Source organism: Cellulomonas humilata, from assembly GCF_030814415.1.
Lineage (GTDB): Bacteria > Actinomycetota > Actinomycetes > Actinomycetales > Cellulomonadaceae > Cellulomonas > Cellulomonas humilata_A.
The window spans coordinates 1-19,721 of the sequence record NZ_JAUSVB010000006.1 but is presented as its reverse complement, the minus strand read 5'-3'; the positions used below and the strand labels follow the sequence as shown (position 1 = coordinate 19,721).

Here is a 19,721-nt window from a genome sequence, read left to right as displayed (position 1 = left end):
GTGTTGCACACGGCTGTGGACACAACCTGTGGATAACGCGCGCGGTCGCGGGGAGCGCTTCCCTGACGACGCAGGTCACCGACCGTTCTCGCGGTCGCGGTGAGCTCAGGCGTGGACGTCGTGCAGGTGGTGGACGACGTCGTGCAGGAAGTACTGCCCGAGCGTCAGCACCGTGAACTCCGAGCCGTTCGACCGTCGCCCCGACCGGTCCCACTGGTGGTCGGCCACGGAGTCGAACAGGGCGGCGGTGCTGTCCGCCGCCTCGGCGAGCTCGACCGCGACCACCTGCGGGTCCTGGAGGTCGTACCGCTCCTCGAGCGCGGTCGCGTCCTGGTCCCAGTTCTCGAACAGCGGGTCGTCCTGCGTCAGGAGCAGGTCCAGCCGGGCACCGAAGATCCGCATCACGTCCCGCACGTGCGCGCCGTACTCGAGCGTCGACCACGTGGTCGGCGCCGGGCGGTCGCGGGCGTCGGCGCGGTGCAGCGCGGACACCCAGCGCGGCGTCAGGTCCCGCACGGTGCCGGCGATGGCGGGGCCGTCGACGTCGGTGGCCGTGAACCCGCACTCCGGGCACCGCTGCGACAGGACCCAGGTCCAGTCCTTGGTGTCGGGCTGGATCTCCTCGTTCGTCATGAACGGAAGATTAGTGGTCGGCCTCGTAGCCCGAGTACGTCAGGAGCCACGCGGCGCCGGGCAGGTCACGCTGCCGGTGGCCGGGCTCGTCGATGCGTCCCGCAGCCGGGGACACGAACTCCCCGGCGATCCAGCCGTCGTCGCGGATGTCGAGCCCGACGTCGCGTCCGGGCTCTCCTGCGTCGATGATCATCGTGCCCCCCTGGTCATCCCTTGCTGTGAGCGCTGCGGCCGGGCGAAGTTCCCCTCCGATCCTCGCCCAGCCGCCGCTCGTCTACCCCGCCGACCAGCAAGGGCCGCCTCGTTACGTGAGGAACCTAGGGCGCGGCACGTTGCAGGAACGTTGCAGGTGAGCGTCGGATCCAGGCGGCTTCGTCAGACGTGCCGGGGAGCTCCGAGCCGGTGGCCCAGCAGGTCCAGCCGGCCGACGGCGCGCACGTGCACCGGCGACCCCTTGGGTGCCAGCCAGGCGAGCCGCTCCCAGGCCTGCCAGTCGTCCGCGCCGGCGTCCGAGGCGAGCCAGCGGCTCACGACGCCGGGCAGCGGGCTGGCCAGCACGGCCGCGCGCACGTCGGCGGCGAGCTCGTCGCGGATCCGTTCGACCCCGGGCGCCACGGACCGGGCGAGGACGGGTCCGGGGTAGGCGGTGAGGGCGGCGTCGACCTCGCCGGTGTCGAGCAGCGCGTGCACCATGTCGGCGTCGGTGCGCAGCGGCGCGGTGAGTCGGTAGGGGCGGGACTCGCTGAGCAGGGGGCCGACGAGCCGGCGCAGGCGGGAGACCTCGGCCCGCACGGTGACGTCCGACAGCTCGTGCTCGCTGAGCAGCACGGCGAGCTCGTCGGCGCTGAGCCCGGCGGGGTGGCGGGCGAGGAGCAGGAGGAGCTCGGCGTGCCGCAGGCTGAGCCGGACGTCGATCCCGTTGATGTGCACGGTCGGGGCGCCGAGCACCCGCAGCCGTGCGGTCGACTGGCCGGTCAGCACGATGACGGAGTGCTTCTCGGTCGGCGAGGGTGCGACGCGCGCGAGCTCCGCCTCGACGGCCGCGACGGTCGCGCGGACCAGGGACATCACGAGCCCGGACGCCACCATCGGGCCGCCGGTGACGTCGAGGACGCCGAGCACCTGCCCGCTCGCGGCGTGGATGGGGACGGCGGCGCAGTTCCACGGCTGGACCTTGCGCGCGTAGTGCTCGGCCTCCACCACCTGGACGGGCTGGTCGGTGGCCAGCGCCGTGCCGAGCGCGTTGGTGCCGGCGGAGTCCTCGCGCCAGACGCCACCCTCCACGAAGCCGACACCCTCGACCCGGCGGCGCAGGGACACGTCGCCCTCGACCCACAGCATGCGGCCGACGTCGTCGGTCAGCGCGGTCACCCAGCCGGCGTCCGCGCCGGGGGCGACGAGCAGGTCCCGGACCACGGGCATGGCGGCCGCGAGCGCGAGGGAGCTCCGGTAGCCGGTGAGGTCGTTGCCGCCCATGTCGACCGGTGCGTTCTGCACCTCGGGGTCGACGCCGCTGCGCTGGCTTCTCCGCCAGGAGTCGGCGACGACCGACCGGACAGCGCGGCTGGAGAGCTGGCCGGTGGTGACGAAGCGCTCGTGGGCAGCACGCACACGGGCGGTGTCCACGATCTCCGTCATCTCGACTCCTCCCGACTGCGCCGTCGAGAACGCACGCTGGCGCGGGGACCACTCGGCCCCCGCGCAGTTCCGAGTGTACGAACACGAACCGCCGAATCGAGCACATTTCGGACGGATCTGCCGCGTGATCACGCGGGACGACCCCATATTTCGGTTCATCGACCGCCGCCCGGGGCCTCGCACCCATTTGATGACAGAACGTGCGATGATGTCACGATGCCCAAGATCATCGGCGGGTCCCTGCACGAGCACCGCGAGCAGACCCGCCAGAAGCTCTTCGCGGCCCTCTCGGCGCTCATGGCCGACCAGGGGTTCGATGCGATCACCCTCGCCGAGATCGCGTCCGCCGCCGGCGTCGGACGCACCGCCGTCTACAACCACTTCCCCGACAAGGAGTCCCTCCTGCTCGGGTTCATCACGCACGAGACCGAGCAGTATGCGGCCACCCTGCAGCGCGCCCTGGACGACATCGAGGACCCGACCGAGCAGCTCCAGACGTACGTCCGCCAGCAGGCCGCGCTGACGAAGGTGTACCACCTGGCCCCCGGCCCGGAGCTGCGCTCGGTGCTCTCCCGGGGCACCCAGCAGCGCGTCCGCGAGCACGTCATGGTGGTCGAGCAGATCCTGCGCCGGATCCTCGCCGCGGGAATCGAGTCCGGCGCCTTCCCGGAGCAGGACCTCGACGTCACGGTGCCGCTCATCAACGCGTGCCTGTCCGGCCGGGGCGTTCCCGCCGACGGCCCCGAGCGCGACCGTGCGATCGCGCAGACCGAGGCGTTCGTGCTCCGCGCCGTCGGTGCCACGGCATTCGTCCCTGTACCTGCGCCGACCCTCCAGCCGGCCTGACCCGGTGGCGAAGCGCGCACGCGGCGGCACACCACCCGCGCACCACGGCAGCCACCCCGTGGGCCGACGGCCCCGGTCCCGTCCGCCCGCCCGGCGGTCCACCAGCCTCGAGCTCACGTTCCTCCCGGGCCTCGGCGACGTGCTCGCCGACGAGGCCGCCGAGGTCCTCATGCTCGACGGCGCCCCGACGCCCGTGCCGGGCCGCGAGGACGCGCTCGACGTGTCCCACTGGGGCCCGCTCACGGCGGTCCTGGACCTGCGCACGGCCGTCGCCGCGTTCGTCGTCCTGCGGTTCGACGTCCCCCGCCCCAAGTCGCTGACCAGCGGTGACCACCTCCAGCGCATCGTCGACGCCATGTACTCCTCGCTGCGGGTCGGCAGCTCCTCGTCGTTCCGGTTCGAGGCCGCGGGCAGCGACTCGACGGTGTTCGCCCGGCTCGCGGAGCTGCTCGCCGAGGCGACCGGCCTGCGGTACGACGAGGCGCAGGGCGAGCTGGTCCTGCGCGTGCGTCGCGGCCTGCGCCCCGGGTCGTCCGGCGATCCCGGCTGGGACGTCCTGGTCCGCGTCGGGGCACGCCCTCTGTCCGCGCGGCGGTGGCGGGTCACCGACTTCCTCGGCGCCGCGAACGCCACGATCGCCGCGGCGATGGTGCGCCTGGGCGGCGTCGACCCCGAGGAGCGGGTGCTCAACCTCATGTGCGGCTCCGGGACGCTCCTGGTCGAGCGGCTCTCCGTCGCACCCGCGGCGGACGCGGTCGGGGTCGACCTGTCCGCCGACGCCCTCACGGCCTCGTCGGAGAACCTCGGCGCGGGCGCGGTGGAGGCCCGGCTGCTGCGGGCCGACTGCACCGGCCCCGAGCTGACGGAGGCCGTCGGCACCGGCTGGGACCTGCTCCTCGCCGACCCGCCGTGGGGCACCCTGCACGGCACGCACGCCACGAACGCCGAGGTCCACGCCGGCATGCTCCAGGCCGCCTACGACGTGGCCGCGCCCGGCGCCCGGTTCGTCGTCCTCACGCACGAGGTCAAGGTCATGGAGCGCTGCCTGCGCGACGCCGACGCCCTCTGGCGGGTCCGCTCGACCACGCGGGTGTTCGCCAAGGGCCACCACCCGCGCATCTACGTCCTCGACCGCACCTGACCCGCACCGTCCGAGCATGTGGCTGCTGGAGCGACCACCTGCTCGGACGTCCGCAGGATCGAGCGTCCTGACGACCGAATCCGCGGACGTTGCTCGCGGGGAGCCGCGACGTCCGCATGATCGAGCGTTCGGACGACCGGATGTTCGGACGTCCGGTCGGGGTCGCGCAGAATGGGGGTGTGCGTGAGAGTCGACTGCCCCGGGTCCGTGCGTCCGAGCTCGTCGGGCGGGGGTGGCTGAACACCGGCGGCCGCACCGTCACGCTCGCGGACCTGCGCGGGAAGATCTTCATCCTCGACTTCTGGACGTTCTGCTGCATCAACTGCCTGCACGTCCTGGACGAGCTGCGTGAGCTGGAGGAGCAGCACCGCGACGTGCTGGTGATCGTCGGCGTGCACTCCCCGAAGTTCGTGCACGAGGCCGACCCGGTGGCGTTGGCCGCCGCCGTCGAACGCTACGAGGTCCACCACCCGGTCCTCGACGACCCGCAGCTGGTGACGTGGTCGGCGTACACGGCGCGGGCGTGGCCGACGCTCGTCGTCATCGACCCCGAGGGCTACGTCGTCGCGCAGATGGCGGGCGAGGGGCACAAGCGCAACGTCGAGATCCTGGTCGGCGAGCTGATCGCGGAGCACGAGGCCAAGGGCACCCTGCACCGCGGCGACGGACCGTACGTCCCGCCCGCGCCGCGCGAGGGCACGCTCCGGTTCCCCGCGAAGGCGATCGCGCTGCCGGACGGTCACCTGCTGGTGGCGGACGCCGGGCACCACAGCCTGGCCGAGCTCGAGGCCGACGGCGAGACGCTGGTCCGGCGCATCGGGTCCGGTGAGCGCGGGCTGGTGGACGGCGGTCCCGACGAGGCGCGGTTCAGCGAGCCGAACGGGCTGTGCCTGGTCCCCGACGAGCTGCGGCTCACGCTCGGGTACGACGTGCTCGTCGCGGACACCGTGAACCACGCGCTGCGCGGGGTCCGGCTCGCGGACGGCACCGTGACCACGGTGGCCGGGACCGGCGCGCAGTACATGGTCGGCGCGGCGGACAACTTCGTGCCGTCGGACGAGGTCGAGTCCGACCAGGAGCTCGCGTCGGTGCCGGTGATCGGGGAGCCGGGCGACGCGGTCGCCGGTCGCATGGCCGGCGCCGGGACGTTCGTGCCCGGTCCTCGTCGGCACAAGCTGTCCTCCCCGTGGGACGTCGCCTGGTCGCAGCCGCTCGGGGCGTTCGTCGTCGCGATGGCGGGCAACCACACGCTGTGGGCCTTCGACGACCGGCAGGGCTCGATCGACCTGCTCGGCGGAACCATGAACGAGGGCCTGCTCGACGGTCCCCTGCACGAGGCGTGGTTCGCGCAGCCGTCGGGTCTCGCGGTCGCCGCCGACGACAAGATCTGGCTGGCCGACTCCGAGACGTCCGCGCTGCGCTGGGTGGATTCGGTGGAGCGGACCGTGCAGACCGTCGTCGGCGAAGGGCTGTTCGACTTCGGCCACCGCGACGGCCCCGCGGGGGAGGCGCGGCTGCAGCACCCGCTCGGCGTCGCCGTGCTCCCCGACGGCTCGGTGGTCGTCGCCGACACCTACAACGGCGCGGTGCGCCGGTACGCCGACGGCGAGGTCACCACGCTGGCCACCGGTCTGGCCGAGCCCAGCGGGATCGTCGTGCTGGACGGTGGCTCGACGCTGCTCGTCGTCGAGTCCGCCGCACACCGGCTCACCCGGATCGCGTTGCCCGCGACGCTCGTCGGCCAGATCCTGGACTCCGGCTCCCACCGCACGCAGCGTCCCGTCACGGAGCTGTCCCCCGGCGAGGTCCGGCTCGACGTCGTGTTCACCCCGGCGGCCGGCCAGAAGTACGACGACCGCTACGGTCCGTCCACGCGCCTGCAGGTCTCGTCGACCCCGGCCGGGCTGCTGCTGGAGGGCGCCGGCGACGACGTCCCCCTCGACCGCGTGCTGCGGCTCGACCCGGCCGTGCCGGAGGGCGTCCTGCACGTCACCGCGCACGCGGCCAGCTGCGACGCCGACCCCGCGATCGAGTACCCGGCGTGCCACCTGAACGCCCAGGACTGGGGAGTGCCGGTCCGGCTGGTCGAGGGCGCTCCCGCGACCCTCACGCTGCCGCTGCACGGCTGAGTCCCGCTCAGCGCGCGCTGTCCTCGACGGGCTAGCGGGCGCTGTCCTCGACGGGCTAGCGAGCCCCCAGGATCGCGACCGCCGCGAGCGCGTCGAGCGACGTCGCGACGACCTCACCCGTGGCCGCCGTCGCCGACATTCCGATCTCGACCTGCCACAGGTCGTGGATCACGACGGCGGTGGACGACTCCACGCCGATCTCCGCCGGGCTCCCACCGCGGGCCACCGCCGACGGGGGCTCGGACGCGCTCCGCCGGGTGAGCACCGCCCACGCCGATCCGCCCAGCGTCTCGGTGGCCGCCGCGGCGAACGCGCACAACCGGGGGACGACGCCGGACTGGGCGGCGACGATCGCGGCGGTGCCGGCCACCAGGACCCGCTCGGCCGTGACCGCGGGGTCCGCCGCCGCGGGCACCATCGAGCGCAGTGCCCGCGCCCGCGCGCGCTTGGCCTTGTACTGCGCGGTGTCGGCCTGCCGGAACAGGTGCCGCGCGGACACGGAGCCGGTCACCGCCGTGGAGGCGATGCCGTAGGAGATCGCCGCGCCGTGCGGCAGGGGGAACGCCGCGATGGTCGCCGCCATGACGTCCGCGACCTCCGCGCGCCGCCGACCGACGGTCACCAGGCAGAACTCGTCGCCGCCGATGCGGGCCGCAGTCGACCCCGGCAGCGCCGCGGCAGCGCGACCGAGGACGTCGGCGACGGAGCGCAGCAGGTCGTCGCCGGTGTCGTGGCCGAGCTCGTCGTTCACCCGTTTGAGCCCGTCGACGTCGCACATGACGATGCAGGTCTCGTGGCCGGACTCGAGTGCCGCCTCTGCCTCCGCGTCGGCGATCCGCCGGTTGGCCAGGCCCGTCAGCGGGTCGTCGGCGACGAGGTGACGCACCTGCGCCTCGAGGTCGACCCGGGCGACGGCGCCGGCGACGAGCGCCGCGAGCACCTCGGCACGGGCGACGTCGTCGACCCGGAACGGCGGGCCCGGCCGGGCGCGGACGGCGTACAGCTGACCCCAGACGCTGCCGTTGACCACCATGGGTGTCGCCAGGGCGGTCGCGGCGTCGAGCTCGCGCAGGGTGTCGACCTCCACCGGGTCACCGGCGTCGGGGTCGTCCGGGACGGTGGACTCGTCGTGCACCGTGCGCGCGTGGGCGACCCAGCTGGCCCGGTCGCGGATGAGAGCGCGCAGCGCGGGCCGGTCGTCGGCGCGGTACGACGCGCGCACCATCCAGACCGCACGGGGGGCGACGGGCGGCGGCTCGACGAGGACTATCCGGCACGTGTCCTGGTCGATGCGGCAGAACGCGACGTGCCGGGCGTCGAGCACCTCGATGCCCGTCGTGGTGGCCACGTGCGCCACCTCGTCGATGGACCGGCAGCGGTCGAGACGGTGCGCCGCCAGGGCGAGCGCGCGCACGCCGACGAGGTCCGCGGCGGACCTGCTGTCCGCGCGCGCACCCGGAGCAGCCGAGCTGCGACGCGTCACGTCGCCCATCATCGACCCTCCATACCGGATGGGGCGACGCAGACGGATGAGAGGTGCATGAGATCACCCGTCCTGGCGAAGCAAAAACGTTCTGCACGCCCTATTTCCGACGCCGACAGCGTACCCGCGGCGCCGCCGCGCTCACCGGACGTGCGCCGCGCCGAGCTCGCCGAACACGTCCGCGTTGAGCCGGAAGGCGAGCCGCGCCTCCTCGACGACGGCCGCGCGGGCCTCGTCGTCCAGCGGGAGGGCGTCGAGGCGTTCGCGGTAGACGTCCTTGAACGGCTTGAGCTTGTGGATCTCGGGGAAGTCGTAGAACGCGATGCCCTCGGACGTGAAGCCGTAGTGGCGCTGGAGCATCCGCTTGATGATCTGCCCGCCGGACAGGTCGCCGAGGTAGCGGGTGTAGGCGTGCGCGGCGTACCGCGGCAGGGAGTCGGCGGTCTGCGCGAGCCGGTCGGCGTAGACCTGGGTGGCGGGCAGGACGCGCACCTGGGTCCGCCAGTCCGCCCCGTACAGGTGGGCGAGGTCCTGCTCGATGGCCGGCACGCGGGTGAGCTCGGCGAACACGAGGCCGCCGTCGTTCTCGAGCTGCCCGCCGGCGGCCTCCAGCGCGGTGTAGACCACCAGCTGCTGGGCGGCGAGGTCGGCGTACGCGGCACGGTCCAACCGGCCCGCCAGGAGCAGCTCCACGAATCCCGAGCGCTCGGCCGCCTCGTGCTCGCCGCGGGTCCCCTCGCGGAGCGCGACGGAGAGCGGGGACAGGACGGCGGTGGTGCTCACGGGGCTCCTCAGGTACTGACGCAATGTCAGGAAACAGTACCCGAGGAGGTAAGGCTTGCCTATCCCCTGGTCACTCGCACGGCGGGGTTCGTCAGGAGCGGCGTGTCAAGTGAACTTGACTTGAGCGCTCGGTCGCGCCTACCGTGTCAAGTGAACTTGACTCGCATCGGAAGGACGGGCCCGTGCAGACACCACCCCCGGCAGACGCCTACAAGGCTGAGATGAGGGCGACCGGCGGCCTCGCGGTCTGGACGCTCGCCTGGACGGCGAGCCTCGCCCTCGCCCGCTTCGCCCCCGAGCTGTGGGGCGACTCCCGACCGGCCGCGACCTGGGCAGCGGTCATGCTGAACGTCCTCGTCGGGTTCGTGTGGATAATCTCGCTCACCCGCTGGCTACAAGCCCTCGACGAGCTGCAGCGCAAGATCATGCAGGACGCGCTCGCGGTCACCCTCGGAGCGGCGTGGGTCATCGGGTTCGGCTACGTCGTCGCGGAGGCGGCCGGTCTCGTCGACGAGGTGAGCGTCGCGGCCCTCCCGGTGTTCATGGCCGTCGTCTTCCTGGTCGCGGTCGCCGCCGGGAAGATCCGGTACCGATGAAGAACCGCATCGCGGAGCTCCGGTCCGAGCGCGCCTGGACGCAGGCCGACGTCGCGCAGCGCATCGGCGTCTCCCGGCAGACGGTCAACGCGATCGAGACGCAGAAGTTCGACCCGAGCCTGCCGGTGGCCTTCCGGCTGGCCAGGCTGTTCGAGATCCGGGTCGACGAGCTGTTCCTCGACGAGTAGTCAGGCGCTCGCGCGGATCGAGCCGACGACGCGGACCTGGACGTCGACACCGTCGACCGCGCCGGGCAGGTCCGACCCGGAGTCGCGGGACAGGTTGACCTGGAGCTGGTACCCGTCGGCGGCCCGGGCGATCCCGATCCCGCGCACGTCGGAGCGCCCCTTCAACGTCATGCGTAGGCGCTCTTTCGCTGCCCGGGCCTGTTCGAGGTCCGCCATGGTCGTACCGCCTCCCGCCGCCCGTGACGCGGCCGCAGAGGCGGCTGGTCCGACGGTCGTCAGACCAGTGTGACCCCAAGAGCGTCAAGAACGGCATCGATGGGGTTGATGTACGTCAACCCGGTGCCATTCTCGCCCCCCGACTCCGACCCTGCAAAGAGCAGCCCGAGGGCGACGCCGTCCGCGCGGTACACCAACGAGCCCGAGTCACCGCCGCGGGAGAACGGGCCGGTGCCGGTGGACTCGACCTCGATCTGGTTGTCGAAGCTGATCTCGCCCATGTCGTCGCCGTAGCCGACGACCACGTTGTCCAGCTCGATCGCGGTCACCCGCCCGCGCGTCACCGACGTGGTGCGACCGATCTTGGCCACCTGCTCGCCGCCGAGCGCGACGGCCGTGGTGGTGACCCGGCCCACCGGGTACTCCGGGTCGACCTCCTGGTCGTCCAGGAGGGCGATCGCGCAGTCGACGAGGGCCGTGCGGTGCTGGTCCAGGTCCACCCACGCGGCCAGGGTGCCGACGGTGTCCCGCGGGGCACGCCCACCGTCGGCGGGACCGGGCTGCAGGATCGTGTCGCCGACCTTGGCCTGCCGAGACCCCGCCAGCACATGGAAGTTGGACAGCGCGTGGACCACCCCGTCCTTGTGCACGAACGCGCCGAGGGTGCCGGCGGTGACCTTGGCGTGGGCGATGGAGACACCCGGGCGCAGCGGACGCGTGCGGCCGGTCTCCCCGAGGGCGTGGGCGGTGATGACCGGCGGCCGCGGACGGACCTTGGCCGGGTCGTCCGCGAGCGTGGAGATCCGACCTGTGCGGCGGATGTCGACGTCGGTTCCCACCTCGGCGGCGACCTTGCGCGCGATGCTCCGGACCGACGGCAGGCCCAGCCGGTAGCGGACCGCGAGCGCGTACGTCCCGTCGGGCTGCGGTGCCAGGCCGATGGCCAGCGCGGGACCGCCGTCGGCGACGTCGGACGGCCGGATGACCCGCTCCGACAGCTCGCGTGCGTAGTCGACGGCCTGTGCCTTGGTCTCGCGTGCCGTGCCGTGGTCCATGAAGATCCCCCTGTCCATTCGCCCTGGTACGTCCCGGAGCGGGTGCCAGTCTGCCCGTCGGCACCGACACGCGGAACTCGTCGGCACCGACACGCGGAACTCAGAGATAGGCCGCCGCCTGGATCCCGAACAGCTCGGCGTACAGGCCGCCGAGGGCCACGAGCTCCTCGTGCGAGCCGGACTCGACGATCCGGTGGTCGGCGACGACCAGGATGAGGTCGGCCATGCGGACCGTGGAGAACCGGTGCGAGACCAGCACGGTGACCGCGCCGGTCGTCGCGCCGACCGCCTTCGCGTGCGCCGCGTACCGCTCGTACAGGTCGTGCTCTGCCTGGGCGTCGAGGGCCGACGTCGGCTCGTCGAGCACCACCAGCAGCGGCTGCTCGCGCATCATCGCCCGGCCGAGCGCGAGCTTCTGCCACTGCCCGCCGGACAGCTGCGCGCCGTCCGCGTGGCTGGTGCCCAGCTGCGTGTCGAGCCCGTCGTCCAGGCGGGCCAGGACGTCGGAGGAGTGCGCGCGGTCGAGGGCGCCGAGCACAGCATCGTCGGACTCGATCCGGGGCAGGTCCCCGACGCCGACGTTCTGCCGCGCCAGCAGCTCGAACCGGCAGAAGTCCTGGAAGCCCGCCGCGGTGCGGTCGCGCCACCCGACGGGGTCGAGGTCGTGCAGGTCGACGCCGTCGACGGTGATGGTGCCCGTGGTCGGCGCGTAGAACCGGCACAGGAGCTTGACCAGCGTGGTCTTGCCGGCGCCGTTCTCGCCGACGATCGCGACGCTGGTGCCGGCGGGCAGCACCAGGTCGACCGCCTCCAGCACGGGGGCGTCGGTGCCGGGGTAGGTGAACGAGACGCCGTCGAACCGGATGCCGTCGCGCAGCTCGTCGGGCGCCGCCACCTGCGCGCCGTGCACGGTCTGCGCCTGCACGAGCGACCGCATCCACGCCAGGTCCGTCATGCTCCGCGCCGCCCGCTGGAGCTGCTGCAGGATGGTCACCGCAGCGGTGACCTGCTGGTTCACCTGGGACGCGAGCGTGATGACGAGCACCACGTCGCCGACCGTCCGCTGTCCGGCGACGGCGTCCCGGAGCACCAGGAGCGTCGCCGCGACGTACGCGACCGCGAACGCGAGCTGACCGGCCGCGCGCAGGGCGTCGGCACGCACCTCGCCCGCCCACAGGATCGCGGTCGCGGCATCCCACGACCGCCGCAGCCGCGTCCGGACCTCCTCGCCCAGCCCACAGGTGCGCAGCTCCTTGGCGGCGTCGGCGTCGAGCGACAGGACGAACAGGTGCCGCGCGCGGCGGTTGTCGGCGGCGGCGTCGGCGCGCGCCGCGCCCAGGACGTTCTCCGCGCGGCGGCCCAGGACCAACGGCGGCAGCGCGGCGAGCGGCAGGAGCAGCAGCCACGGGTTGAGCTCCGCGAGCAGGACGCCCGTGATGACGAGCGCGACGCCGAGGCCGATGGCGGACAGCAGCGCCTGCATCGACCCCCAGCCCGACCGGTTGAGCTCGGTGCGCAGCACCTGCAGGCGGTCCGCGTACTCGGGGCGCTCGTGGTGCTCGATGCCCGGCGAGTCGTGCGAGAGCCCGATGAGGTCGCGCTCCAGGCGCATGACCGCCTCGTCGCCCAGCTCGAAGTAGAAGATGTGCGCGAAGTGGCCGGCGGTCAGCGCGGCCACGACCAGCACCGCCACGAGGACAGCTGCGATCGACGCCCGCCGGGCGTCCCCCGCGACGGCTGCGTCGGTCAGGACAGCGAGGGCGGGTGCGGCCAGCGGCAGCGCCACCGACTGCAGCACCATCAGCACCGACGAGAGCGTGAGCTTGCCGGGGCTGATCCGCCCGGCCAGCCGGAACAGCGCCCAGCTCCCGGACACGGTCTGCCTCATGACTCCACCTCGTTCCCGTCGGCGTCCAGTCCCGCGGCGAACCGTTCGGCCTGCAGCCGGAACAGCCGGGCGTAGTGCCCGTCGGCCGCGACGAGCTCGTCGTGCGTGCCCTGCTCGACCACCCGGCCGGCGTCGATGACGACGATCCGGTCCGCCCGCCGCACGCTCGAGAACCGGTGGGAGATGAGCACCGACGTGACGCCCCGGGTGAGCTCGACGAACCGGTCGAAGAACGCGGCCTCCGCCCGGACGTCCAGGGCGGACGTCGGCTCGTCGAGCACCAGCAGGCGGGCTCCCGCCTCGAGCGCGTACAGCGACCGCGCGATCGCGATCCGCTGCCACTGGCCGCCGGACAGGTCGGCGCCGCCCTCGTACGCGCGCGACAGGGTGGTGTCGAAGCCGGACGGCAGCGCGTCGACGGCGTCCGCGATGCCCGCGCGCGCGGCCGCACCGCGCAGAACGGCCATCTCGCGCGGGACGTGCACCGCGCCGACCGCGATGTTGTCCGCGGCCGAGAGCTCGTACCGCACGAAGTCCTGGAACACCACGCTGACCTGGCGGCGCCACGCGGCGACGTCGAGGTCGGCCAGGTCCGTGCCGTCCACCGTGAGGCGGCCCGCGGTGGGCTCGTGCAGGCGGGTGAGCAGCTTGACCAGCGTCGTCTTGCCCGCGCCGTTGACGCCGACGATCGCCGTGCACAGCCCCGCGGGCAGCTCCAGGTCCAGGCCGTCGAGCACGGGTCTGCTGCTGCCCGGGTAGGCGAAGTGGACGTCGTCGAACCGGATGGCCTCCTCGGGGGCATCCGGCGGGACGGGCAGCCCGGGGCCGGCGGCGGGGAGCCGCGCCTCCGCGTCGGCCATCCGAGCCTCGAACTCCGCGAGCGCCGCGACGGCCTGCATCCCGTACTGCGTCTGCACGTCCGACTCGGGGTAGTACTCGCCGAGCGCGATCGCCGCGACGACCGACTGGATGCCGAGCGCGAGCGCGGTCAGCGTGATCTCGCCGGCCGACGCGGACCGGGCGATGGACACGAGCACGGCTGCGCTGATCACCAGCCCGATAGCCGTGTAGACGAGGTACGGCACCAGGTAGAGCCGACGGCGTCGGGCCGCGACGGGGTCGAGCATCGCCTTCGTCGCGTCGCTGTACTCGTCGGTGAACCAGCCCGCCAGCCCGAAGACCCGCATCTCCTTGGCCGCCTCGGGTCCCATCGCGACCTCGCGGAGGTACACCGACCGGCGGCGGAACCCGATGACCTGCGACCACACCTGCGAGTACCGCCGGAGCCCGCCGCGCTGCCCGTACCGGAACACCATGGTCGCGACGAACACCGCCGCGGCGGCCGGCCACGACACGACCGCACCGATGATCGCGGCGAACCCCACCAGCTGCACGTACCGCGCGACGAGCGCGAGCAGCCCCGCGGCCGACGACCCCGGGCTGCGGAACTCGGCCTCGAACTCGCGCGTGGCCTCCGTCAGGGCCTCGAGGGTGGCCTGGTCCTCCATCGGCGCGATGCTCGTCGACCGCAGCGCCACGCTCAGCGCCCGGTCCCGCAGGGCGCCGTCGATGCGCCGCTGCATGCGGACGCCGAGCGCGGTCTGCAGCGGGGCGAGCACCTGCCGCGCGAGGAACAGGACCGCGGCCAGCACGAAGGTGCTGACCAGGTCGCTCCACGCCGCCGACCCCGTGCCGCCGTCGACCGCCGCGGGCACCTGCCCCACCACGACGGACGTGGCCAGAACGAACGCGACCGGCAGGAGCCCGAGCACGACGTCGAGTGCGAGGAGGCCCGCGACCAGCCCTCCGCCCGCGGTCGGGAGCAGACGCGCGATCGCCCGGCGCGGCACGACCGCGCTGCGGTACCAGTTCCGGATCATGCTGCGTCCCTCCTGCGTCGTCGTCGCACACCGAGACCGACCACCAGCCCGGCGACGAGCACGCCCGCGCCGACCAGGATCCAGAGCGTCGACCGGTCGAACCCGAGCGACGTGCCGACGAAGCTCGCACCGCTGTCGACGACCTCGTCGGACGACGCCCACGCCGCCATCCACGTCAGCGACGAGTTCCAGTTGACCGTCATCTCGTTGGTGGACCAGGACTGGATGTTGTCGAGGTAGCACCGCTGTGCGACGCACCCCTGCGGCCAGGTCTGGGCCGCGACGGGGTCCTGGATCGAGCTGTTGGGACCGCCGGACAGGGTGCCGGCGGGCGGGTGCGGGAGCGTGGGGTCCAGCTGCGCGGCGAACGTCCGGTGGTGCTGGTTCTGGGAGAACTGGGTTCCGTAGCCGGTCACGTAGGACTGGTCGAGCGCGTTGCGGCCCAGCACGTAGTCGAGGCTCTCCAGCGCGGCCGTGCGGTACTCCTCGTCGCCCGTGATCTCGGCGGCGGCGGCCAGGGTCACCGCGTTGTTGAGGATGATCCCGTTGGAGCCCCACTCGAACCGGGCGTCGGACGGCTGGTACGGCTGCCCGAAGAACGCCTTGCCCTGCTGGTAGAGCGCGAAGTCGGCGAGCGTCACCACCGAGTCGCGCACCGCGTCGCGGTCGGGCAGCTCGCTGGGCACCAGCGCGAGGTCCATCCGGCCGAGGGCCGCGGTGCGCTGCCAGTCGAATGCGACCGCGCCCTTGAGGTCCGCCGAGTGCACCGGGGAGGCGGTCACGGCGTCGGCGAACTCGTCGTCGCCCGTGGTCAGGTAGAGCTCCGCGGCCGCCCAGTAGAACTCGTCGGTCACGTCCTTGTCGTCGTACGGACCACCGCCGTCGTTGCCGTCGAGCGCGGACGCGTAGAGGTCCGGGGTCTCGACCGCTGCCGCCCAGGCCGTGCGCGCCGACTCGAGCAGGCTCGCCGCGAACTCCTCGTCGTACGGCTCCCACAGCCGGGCGCCCTTGGCCGCGACCGCCGCGAGGTTGAGCGTCGCGGCCGTCGACGGGCGGTGCACCTGACGGGTCTGCGCGTCCTCGTCGGGCGCCAGCGGCAGCCCCGTCCAGCCGTCGTCCTGGACCTTGTGGAACACCAGGCCCGCGTACTGGTCGCCCGCGGGCACCTGCATGCGCTGCATCCACTCCAGCTCCCAGCGGGCCTCGTCGAGGACGTCCGGCACACCGTTGCCGGCCTCCGGGATCGCTGCGGTCCCGTCGGCGAGCGGGCCCGCCTCGGCCGCCTCACGGCCCTGCGCGACGAGCGCCTGCTCCCACGTGTCGAGCACCTGGTGCACCGCGATCCCACCGTTGACCACGTACTTGCCGTGGTCGCCCGCGTCGTACCAGCCGCCGCGCACGTCGAACGTGTCCTCGCAGGTCCAGCCCGAGTACCAGGCCTGCGGCGCCTGGCAGCCGACGGCGGTGTCCCCCGTGTTGGGTGCCACGCCGAGGTGCCCGGCCGCGCGCGCGTACTCGTCGCCGACCAGCGCACCGTCGATCTCGATGCCGCTGCGCGCCAGGTAGAAGTAGCCGAGCGCATCCGTCGCCAGGTCCGCGTACAGGTCGGCGTCGATGGCGAACGGGTGGCTGGTCTCGCCGTCGGCGACGAGCGTGAACCCCTGCCCGGTCGCGTCGACCTCGTCGAACGTGATCACGTGCACGTTCTCGTCAGCGGTCCGGTCCTCACCACGCGGGGCCGTCGTCCCCGTTGCCACCTCGTCGCCGTCTGCGTCGAGCAGCTGCCACGGCAGCGGGTCCGTCTCCTCGGTCACCAGCGACGCACGCTTCGGGCCCGTCGGCAGGTAGCCCAGCTGGTTCACGCGGACGCTCGTCGCGGTCTCTTGCTCGAACGGCGCCGGCAGCTCGCCGGTGTGCACCGAGACGTCGTCCACGCAGAACCGCCAGTCCTCCGGCGCGCCACCCACCTGGAACACGACCTGCCCCGCGGGCCAGTCCATCGTCGACGTGAACCCCACCTCGTACGGCTTCGGGTCCGGCTGCATGATCGGTCCCACCTCGGAGGTGGACGTCCACGGCTCGGTGTTCATCTGCACCAACGCGCGGATGGGCACCTCCGCGGTCCCGCTGACCGTGAAGGCGAACCGGTACGTCTCTCCCTTGACCAGCGGCACGCCGTCGACCCCGACGATCGACGACCACGCGGTGCTCGACCCACCCGGCACGTCCACGCACAGGCTTCCCGACGAGGTGTCCGCGACCATGTCCGGCGTCGTCCACCAGGGCGCGGCCTCGGTGTCGAACGACCCGTTCGGGATCAGCTCGGGGCCGTCCGCAGCCGCTGCGGGCACGGCTGCCCCCAGCAGGAGGACGACCGCCAAGGGCAGGACAGGACGCACGCGGGACTCCTTCGACCGGCTGAGAGCGCTCTCAAGGTAGTGCGTCGCGCGCACCGGTTCCACGGGTTTCGCGGACGGGATCCAGATCGTGGGTCGGACGCGCGATCGTGCGTCGGAAGCCACGAACCCACAGGCTCAGTCCGACGGCCGCGACGACACCGGGTACGCGTCCGGTGGCGGCTCGCCCACGTCCGCCAGGGGACGCGGCTCGTAGCGCTCCGGCGTGAGGTCGGCGCGCAAGATCCGGGCCAGGCGGAACCAGCGCACGGCCTCGCGCCACTGGCACCACGCCGCCACGTACCAGTGGCCCCCCGTACGGGCGAGCAGCACGGGCTCGATCCGACGCCGGCTCAGCGTGCCGTCCCCGCTGCGGTACTCGATCGCCAGCACCCGGTGCCGCCCGAGCGACTCCTCGACCGCACGCAGCACCTGCGGGGTCGCCACCTCGCCGACCTGCTCCGGCCGCGACCACACGCGGCCCGACAGCTCGTCGGCGCGAAGGCGGTCGGCAGGCGGGAGCGCGTCGAGCACCTTCCCGCGCGCAGCCTCCGCATCGGTGCCGAACGGGCTGCCCGGCGGCAGCGCCCGCACGGCGAGCGCGAGCGCGACCGCCTGCGCGGGCGTGAAGTTCACGGGCGGGAGGCCGACGGACGCGTCCAGCACGTAGCCGCCCCCGAGCCCCGCCTGCGCGGTCACCGGGAGGCCGGCCTGCTGCAGCGCCGAGACGTCGCGCTTGACCGTGCGCGGGGACACCTCGAACAGCCGCGCCAGCCGGGTGCTCGTCGTGCCGGCGTGGCCGACGCGGCGGAGCTCCTCGGCGAGGGCGTACAGACGGTCGGTCCGGTTCATGGTGCCAGCATGGTGACACAAAGGTGACATCCTGGTGTCACCGGACCCGGTTCACGATGGATCCATGACCACTACTCCACTGATCCTGGTTCCCGGTTTCTGGCTCGGCGGCTGGGCGTGGGACGGCGTCGCCGCCGCACTCCCCGACGAGTTCGACGTCCACGCGCCGACCCTGCCCGGCCTCGAGCCCGGCGCATCGCGCGGCACCGTCACGCGCGCCGACCACGTCCGCGCCCTGACCGACCTCGTCGACAGCCTCGACGGCGACGTCGTCCTCGTGGGCCACAGCGGCGGGGGCGCACTCGTCGGCGAGGTCGTCGACAAGCGGCCCGACCGCGTGCGCCGCGCGATCTACGTCGACTCCGGCCCGCTCGAGACCGGCGCCGCCATCGACGCCTCCGCCACCGAGGAGATCGAGGTCCCGCTGCCCACGTGGGAGGAGTTCGCGGCGCAGGGGTCGAGCATCGAGGGGATCTCCGAGGACGGGCTGGCGGAGTTCCGCCGGCGCGCGGTGCCGCACCCGGCCCAGGTCGTGCGCGGCGCCGTGCACGTCAGCGACCCGCGGCGGTTCGACGTTCCCGCGACCGCGATCTGCACCAGCCTGTCGGCCGAGCAGCTCAAGCCGATGGCCCACGGTGGCCCGCCGTTCCACACCGAGCTGGGCTCCGCGCACGACCTGACGTACGTCGACCTGCCGACCGGGCACTGGCCGATGTTCTCTCGGCCGGCCGACCTCGCCGCGGCGATCGCGCAGGCCGCACGCATCTAGTGCATCCGAGAACGGCCCGGCGGGCGAAGAGGGTGTGTCAGCACATCGGCCGCCCGACGTACCCGCCGGGCCAGTCCTCGAAGGACGCACCATGCGCGCACGACTCCTGTCCGGCATCGCAGCCGGGACGCTCGCCCTCGTCACCCTCGCCGCTGTCCCGGCCTCGGCAGCCGACCCCGCCAAGCTGTCCGTGCTCCACGGCGTCCCCGGTCTGACCGTCGACGTCTGGGTCAACGGTGAGCGCACCCTCGACGACTTCACGCCCGGCTCGCTCGCCGGACCGCTCGACCTGCCCGCCGGCACGTACACGGTCGCGATCACCGCGGCGGACGCCGCCGACGCGAGCGCGCCCGCCATCGGCCCCGTCGACCTGGCGCTGGAGGCCGGCAAGAACTACACGGCCGTCGCGCACCTCGACGCCGCCGGCACCCCGACCGCCACCCTGTTCACCAACGACATCTCCGCCACCGCCGCGGGCGAGGGCCGGCTCACCGTCCGGCACGTCGCCGCCGCCCCCGGGGTCGACGTGCTGGCGGGCACGACGCCCGTGATCACCAACCTGACCAACCCGAACGAGAAGGTCCTGAACCTCCCCGCCGGGACCGTCTCCGCGAGCGTGACCGCCACCGGCACCACGACGCCCGCGCTGCTCGGCCCGGCCGACGTGCCCGTCGTCGAGGGCACCAGCACGATCGTCTACGCGTGGGGCAGCGCGACCGCGTCGCCCGCCACCCTCGCGCTCGCCACGCAGACCATCACCGGCCTGCACAGCAACCCGTCCGGCGTGAACGCCGGCGAGGTCGGCCTCGTGTCCGACGGCGGCTCGTCCGCCTGGACCTTCGCCATCGCCGGTCTGGCCGTCGCCGGACTGATCGGCGCAGGGCTCGCCCGTCGCGCCGCCACCCAGCGGAGCTGACTGTCCTCATGATGCTCACGTCGCGACCCGGGAGTGCGTCTGCGCGCTCCCGGGTCTCGGCACGCGTGCTCGCGACCGTCGCCGCACTCGGCACGGCGACGGTTCTGCTGACCGCGTGCACCGGCCCGGACCCCGACTCCGGACCGGCGGTCGCGGGGGGGCCGGCCCCCCCCCCCCCCCCCCCGGCGCCCCCCCCCCCCCCCCCCCCCCCGCCCCCCCCGCCCCCGGGGGGGGGGGCCCCCCCGGGGGGGGGGGGGGACAACCCCGGGGGCCGCCACGGCCAGACGCCGGGGGGGCCCCCCGGGGGCGGCG

The 19,721-nt window shown here is 73.4% G+C and carries 18 protein-coding genes; 7 read left to right on the top strand and 11 right to left on the bottom strand.

The window, feature by feature from the left end:
• Positions 1-105 precede the first annotated feature (105 nt).
• From J2X26_RS18575 to J2X26_RS18565, 3 genes are all read right to left on the bottom strand, one after another.
• Positions 106-633, bottom strand: a complete 528-nt coding sequence (locus tag J2X26_RS18575; protein WP_307494187.1) for a DinB family protein — start codon at positions 631-633, stop codon at positions 106-108.
• A 10-nt stretch (positions 634-643) separates the two neighbouring features.
• Complete coding sequence (locus tag J2X26_RS18570; protein WP_307494186.1) at positions 644-826, bottom strand: hypothetical protein; 183 nt, start codon at positions 824-826, stop codon at positions 644-646.
• Between the two features lie 182 nt (positions 827-1,008).
• Entirely contained in the window at positions 1,009-2,271 is a 1,263-nt protein-coding gene (locus J2X26_RS18565; RefSeq protein ID WP_307494185.1) for a GAF domain-containing protein, read from the bottom strand.
• Between the two features lie 216 nt (positions 2,272-2,487).
• Between J2X26_RS18565 and J2X26_RS18560 the strand changes: the two genes are divergently transcribed.
• The 3 genes from J2X26_RS18560 (at position 2,488) to J2X26_RS18550 (ending at position 6,387) form a co-directional block, all read left to right on the top strand.
• Positions 2,488-3,117 carry a TetR/AcrR family transcriptional regulator gene (locus J2X26_RS18560; protein ID WP_307494184.1) on the top strand — a complete coding sequence of 210 codons (630 nt, stop codon included), beginning with the start codon at positions 2,488-2,490 and terminating at the stop codon, positions 3,115-3,117.
• A gap of 4 nt (positions 3,118-3,121) precedes the next feature.
• Entirely contained in the window at positions 3,122-4,258 is a 1,137-nt protein-coding gene (locus J2X26_RS18555) for a methyltransferase (protein WP_307494183.1), read from the top strand.
• A gap of 140 nt (positions 4,259-4,398) precedes the next feature.
• The gene (locus J2X26_RS18550) at positions 4,399-6,387 is read left to right on the top strand and encodes an NHL domain-containing thioredoxin family protein (RefSeq protein WP_439897880.1); all 1,989 of its coding nucleotides are present in this window, start codon (positions 4,399-4,401) and stop codon (positions 6,385-6,387) included.
• Positions 6,388-6,442: 55 nt separating this feature from the next.
• On the opposite strand, the gene J2X26_RS18545 is transcribed toward J2X26_RS18550, so the two are convergent.
• Both J2X26_RS18545 and J2X26_RS18540 read right to left on the bottom strand, forming a co-directional pair.
• Positions 6,443-7,879 (bottom strand): GGDEF domain-containing protein, encoded by a 1,437-nt coding sequence (locus J2X26_RS18545; protein WP_307494555.1) that lies wholly within the window; start codon positions 7,877-7,879, stop codon positions 6,443-6,445.
• A gap of 132 nt (positions 7,880-8,011) precedes the next feature.
• A complete protein-coding gene (locus tag J2X26_RS18540; protein WP_307494181.1) occupies positions 8,012-8,653 on the bottom strand; it encodes a heme oxygenase (biliverdin-producing) in 642 nt (213 codons plus the stop codon).
• Positions 8,654-8,835: 182 nt separating this feature from the next.
• Between J2X26_RS18540 and J2X26_RS18535 the strand changes: the two genes are divergently transcribed.
• Positions 8,836-9,249: a hypothetical protein gene (locus tag J2X26_RS18535; protein ID WP_307494180.1), complete on the top strand. Its 414-nt coding sequence runs from the start codon at positions 8,836-8,838 to the stop codon at positions 9,247-9,249.
• Positions 9,246-9,437 carry a helix-turn-helix transcriptional regulator gene (locus J2X26_RS18530; RefSeq protein ID WP_307494179.1) on the top strand — a complete coding sequence of 64 codons (192 nt, stop codon included), beginning with the start codon at positions 9,246-9,248 and terminating at the stop codon, positions 9,435-9,437. The genes J2X26_RS18535 and J2X26_RS18530 overlap by 4 nt, the downstream gene beginning before the upstream one ends.
• On the opposite strand, the gene J2X26_RS18525 is transcribed toward J2X26_RS18530, so the two are convergent.
• The 6 genes from J2X26_RS18525 to J2X26_RS18500 form a co-directional block, all read right to left on the bottom strand.
• Positions 9,438-9,608, bottom strand: coding sequence for a hypothetical protein (locus J2X26_RS18525; RefSeq protein ID WP_307494178.1), 171 nt, complete (start codon positions 9,606-9,608; stop codon positions 9,438-9,440).
• A 104-nt stretch (positions 9,609-9,712) separates the two neighbouring features.
• Positions 9,713-10,708 (bottom strand): hypothetical protein, encoded by a 996-nt coding sequence (locus tag J2X26_RS18520; RefSeq protein ID WP_307494177.1) that lies wholly within the window; start codon positions 10,706-10,708, stop codon positions 9,713-9,715.
• A gap of 100 nt (positions 10,709-10,808) precedes the next feature.
• Positions 10,809-12,596 carry an ABC transporter ATP-binding protein gene (locus J2X26_RS18515; protein WP_307494176.1) on the bottom strand — a complete coding sequence of 596 codons (1,788 nt, stop codon included), beginning with the start codon at positions 12,594-12,596 and terminating at the stop codon, positions 10,809-10,811.
• Positions 12,593-14,476, bottom strand: a complete 1,884-nt coding sequence (locus tag J2X26_RS18510) for an ABC transporter ATP-binding protein (RefSeq protein WP_307494175.1) — start codon at positions 14,474-14,476, stop codon at positions 12,593-12,595. The genes J2X26_RS18515 and J2X26_RS18510 overlap by 4 nt, the downstream gene beginning before the upstream one ends.
• Positions 14,473-16,875 carry a glycoside hydrolase family 9 protein gene (locus J2X26_RS18505; protein ID WP_307494173.1) on the bottom strand — a complete coding sequence of 801 codons (2,403 nt, stop codon included), beginning with the start codon at positions 16,873-16,875 and terminating at the stop codon, positions 14,473-14,475. Before J2X26_RS18505 ends, J2X26_RS18510 begins: the two co-directional genes overlap by 4 nt.
• Positions 16,876-17,010: 135 nt before the next feature.
• Positions 17,011-17,724 carry a helix-turn-helix transcriptional regulator gene (locus tag J2X26_RS18500; RefSeq protein WP_307494172.1) on the bottom strand — a complete coding sequence of 238 codons (714 nt, stop codon included), beginning with the start codon at positions 17,722-17,724 and terminating at the stop codon, positions 17,011-17,013.
• 64 nt (positions 17,725-17,788) lie between these two features.
• Here J2X26_RS18500 and J2X26_RS18495 point away from each other — a divergent pair, with 64 nt between their 5' ends.
• Positions 17,789-18,493, top strand: a complete 705-nt coding sequence (locus J2X26_RS18495; RefSeq protein ID WP_307494171.1) for an alpha/beta fold hydrolase — start codon at positions 17,789-17,791, stop codon at positions 18,491-18,493.
• A 91-nt stretch (positions 18,494-18,584) separates the two neighbouring features.
• A complete protein-coding gene (locus J2X26_RS18490) occupies positions 18,585-19,409 on the top strand; it encodes a DUF4397 domain-containing protein (protein ID WP_307494170.1) in 825 nt (274 codons plus the stop codon).
• The last annotated feature ends 312 nt before the right edge of the window (positions 19,410-19,721 follow it).

Bases quoted from the DNA above. Each gene is read 5' to 3' on its own strand.
- J2X26_RS18575 (WP_307494187.1), bottom strand. From the start codon at position 633: ATGACGAACGAGGAGATCCAGCCCGACACCAAGGACTGGACCTGGGTC.
- J2X26_RS18570 (WP_307494186.1), bottom strand. From the start codon at position 826: ATGATCATCGACGCAGGAGAGCCCGGACGCGACGTCGGGCTCGACATC.
- J2X26_RS18565 (WP_307494185.1), bottom strand. From the start codon at position 2,271: ATGACGGAGATCGTGGACACCGCCCGTGTGCGTGCTGCCCACGAGCGC.
- J2X26_RS18560 (WP_307494184.1), top strand. From the start codon at position 2,488: ATGCCCAAGATCATCGGCGGGTCCCTGCACGAGCACCGCGAGCAGACC.
- J2X26_RS18550 (WP_439897880.1), top strand. From the start codon at position 4,399: ATGTTCGGACGTCCGGTCGGGGTCGCGCAGAATGGGGGTGTGCGTGAG.
- J2X26_RS18545 (WP_307494555.1), bottom strand. From the start codon at position 7,879: ATGGGCGACGTGACGCGTCGCAGCTCGGCTGCTCCGGGTGCGCGCGCG.
- J2X26_RS18530 (WP_307494179.1), top strand. From the start codon at position 9,246: ATGAAGAACCGCATCGCGGAGCTCCGGTCCGAGCGCGCCTGGACGCAG.
- J2X26_RS18525 (WP_307494178.1), bottom strand. From the start codon at position 9,608: ATGACGTTGAAGGGGCGCTCCGACGTGCGCGGGATCGGGATCGCCCGG.
- J2X26_RS18520 (WP_307494177.1), bottom strand. From the start codon at position 10,708: ATGGACCACGGCACGGCACGCGAGACCAAGGCACAGGCCGTCGACTAC.
- J2X26_RS18515 (WP_307494176.1), bottom strand. From the start codon at position 12,596: ATGAGGCAGACCGTGTCCGGGAGCTGGGCGCTGTTCCGGCTGGCCGGG.
- J2X26_RS18510 (WP_307494175.1), bottom strand. From the start codon at position 14,476: ATGATCCGGAACTGGTACCGCAGCGCGGTCGTGCCGCGCCGGGCGATC.
- J2X26_RS18500 (WP_307494172.1), bottom strand. From the start codon at position 17,724: ATGAACCGGACCGACCGTCTGTACGCCCTCGCCGAGGAGCTCCGCCGC.
- J2X26_RS18495 (WP_307494171.1), top strand. From the start codon at position 17,789: ATGACCACTACTCCACTGATCCTGGTTCCCGGTTTCTGGCTCGGCGGC.
- J2X26_RS18490 (WP_307494170.1), top strand. From the start codon at position 18,585: ATGCGCGCACGACTCCTGTCCGGCATCGCAGCCGGGACGCTCGCCCTC.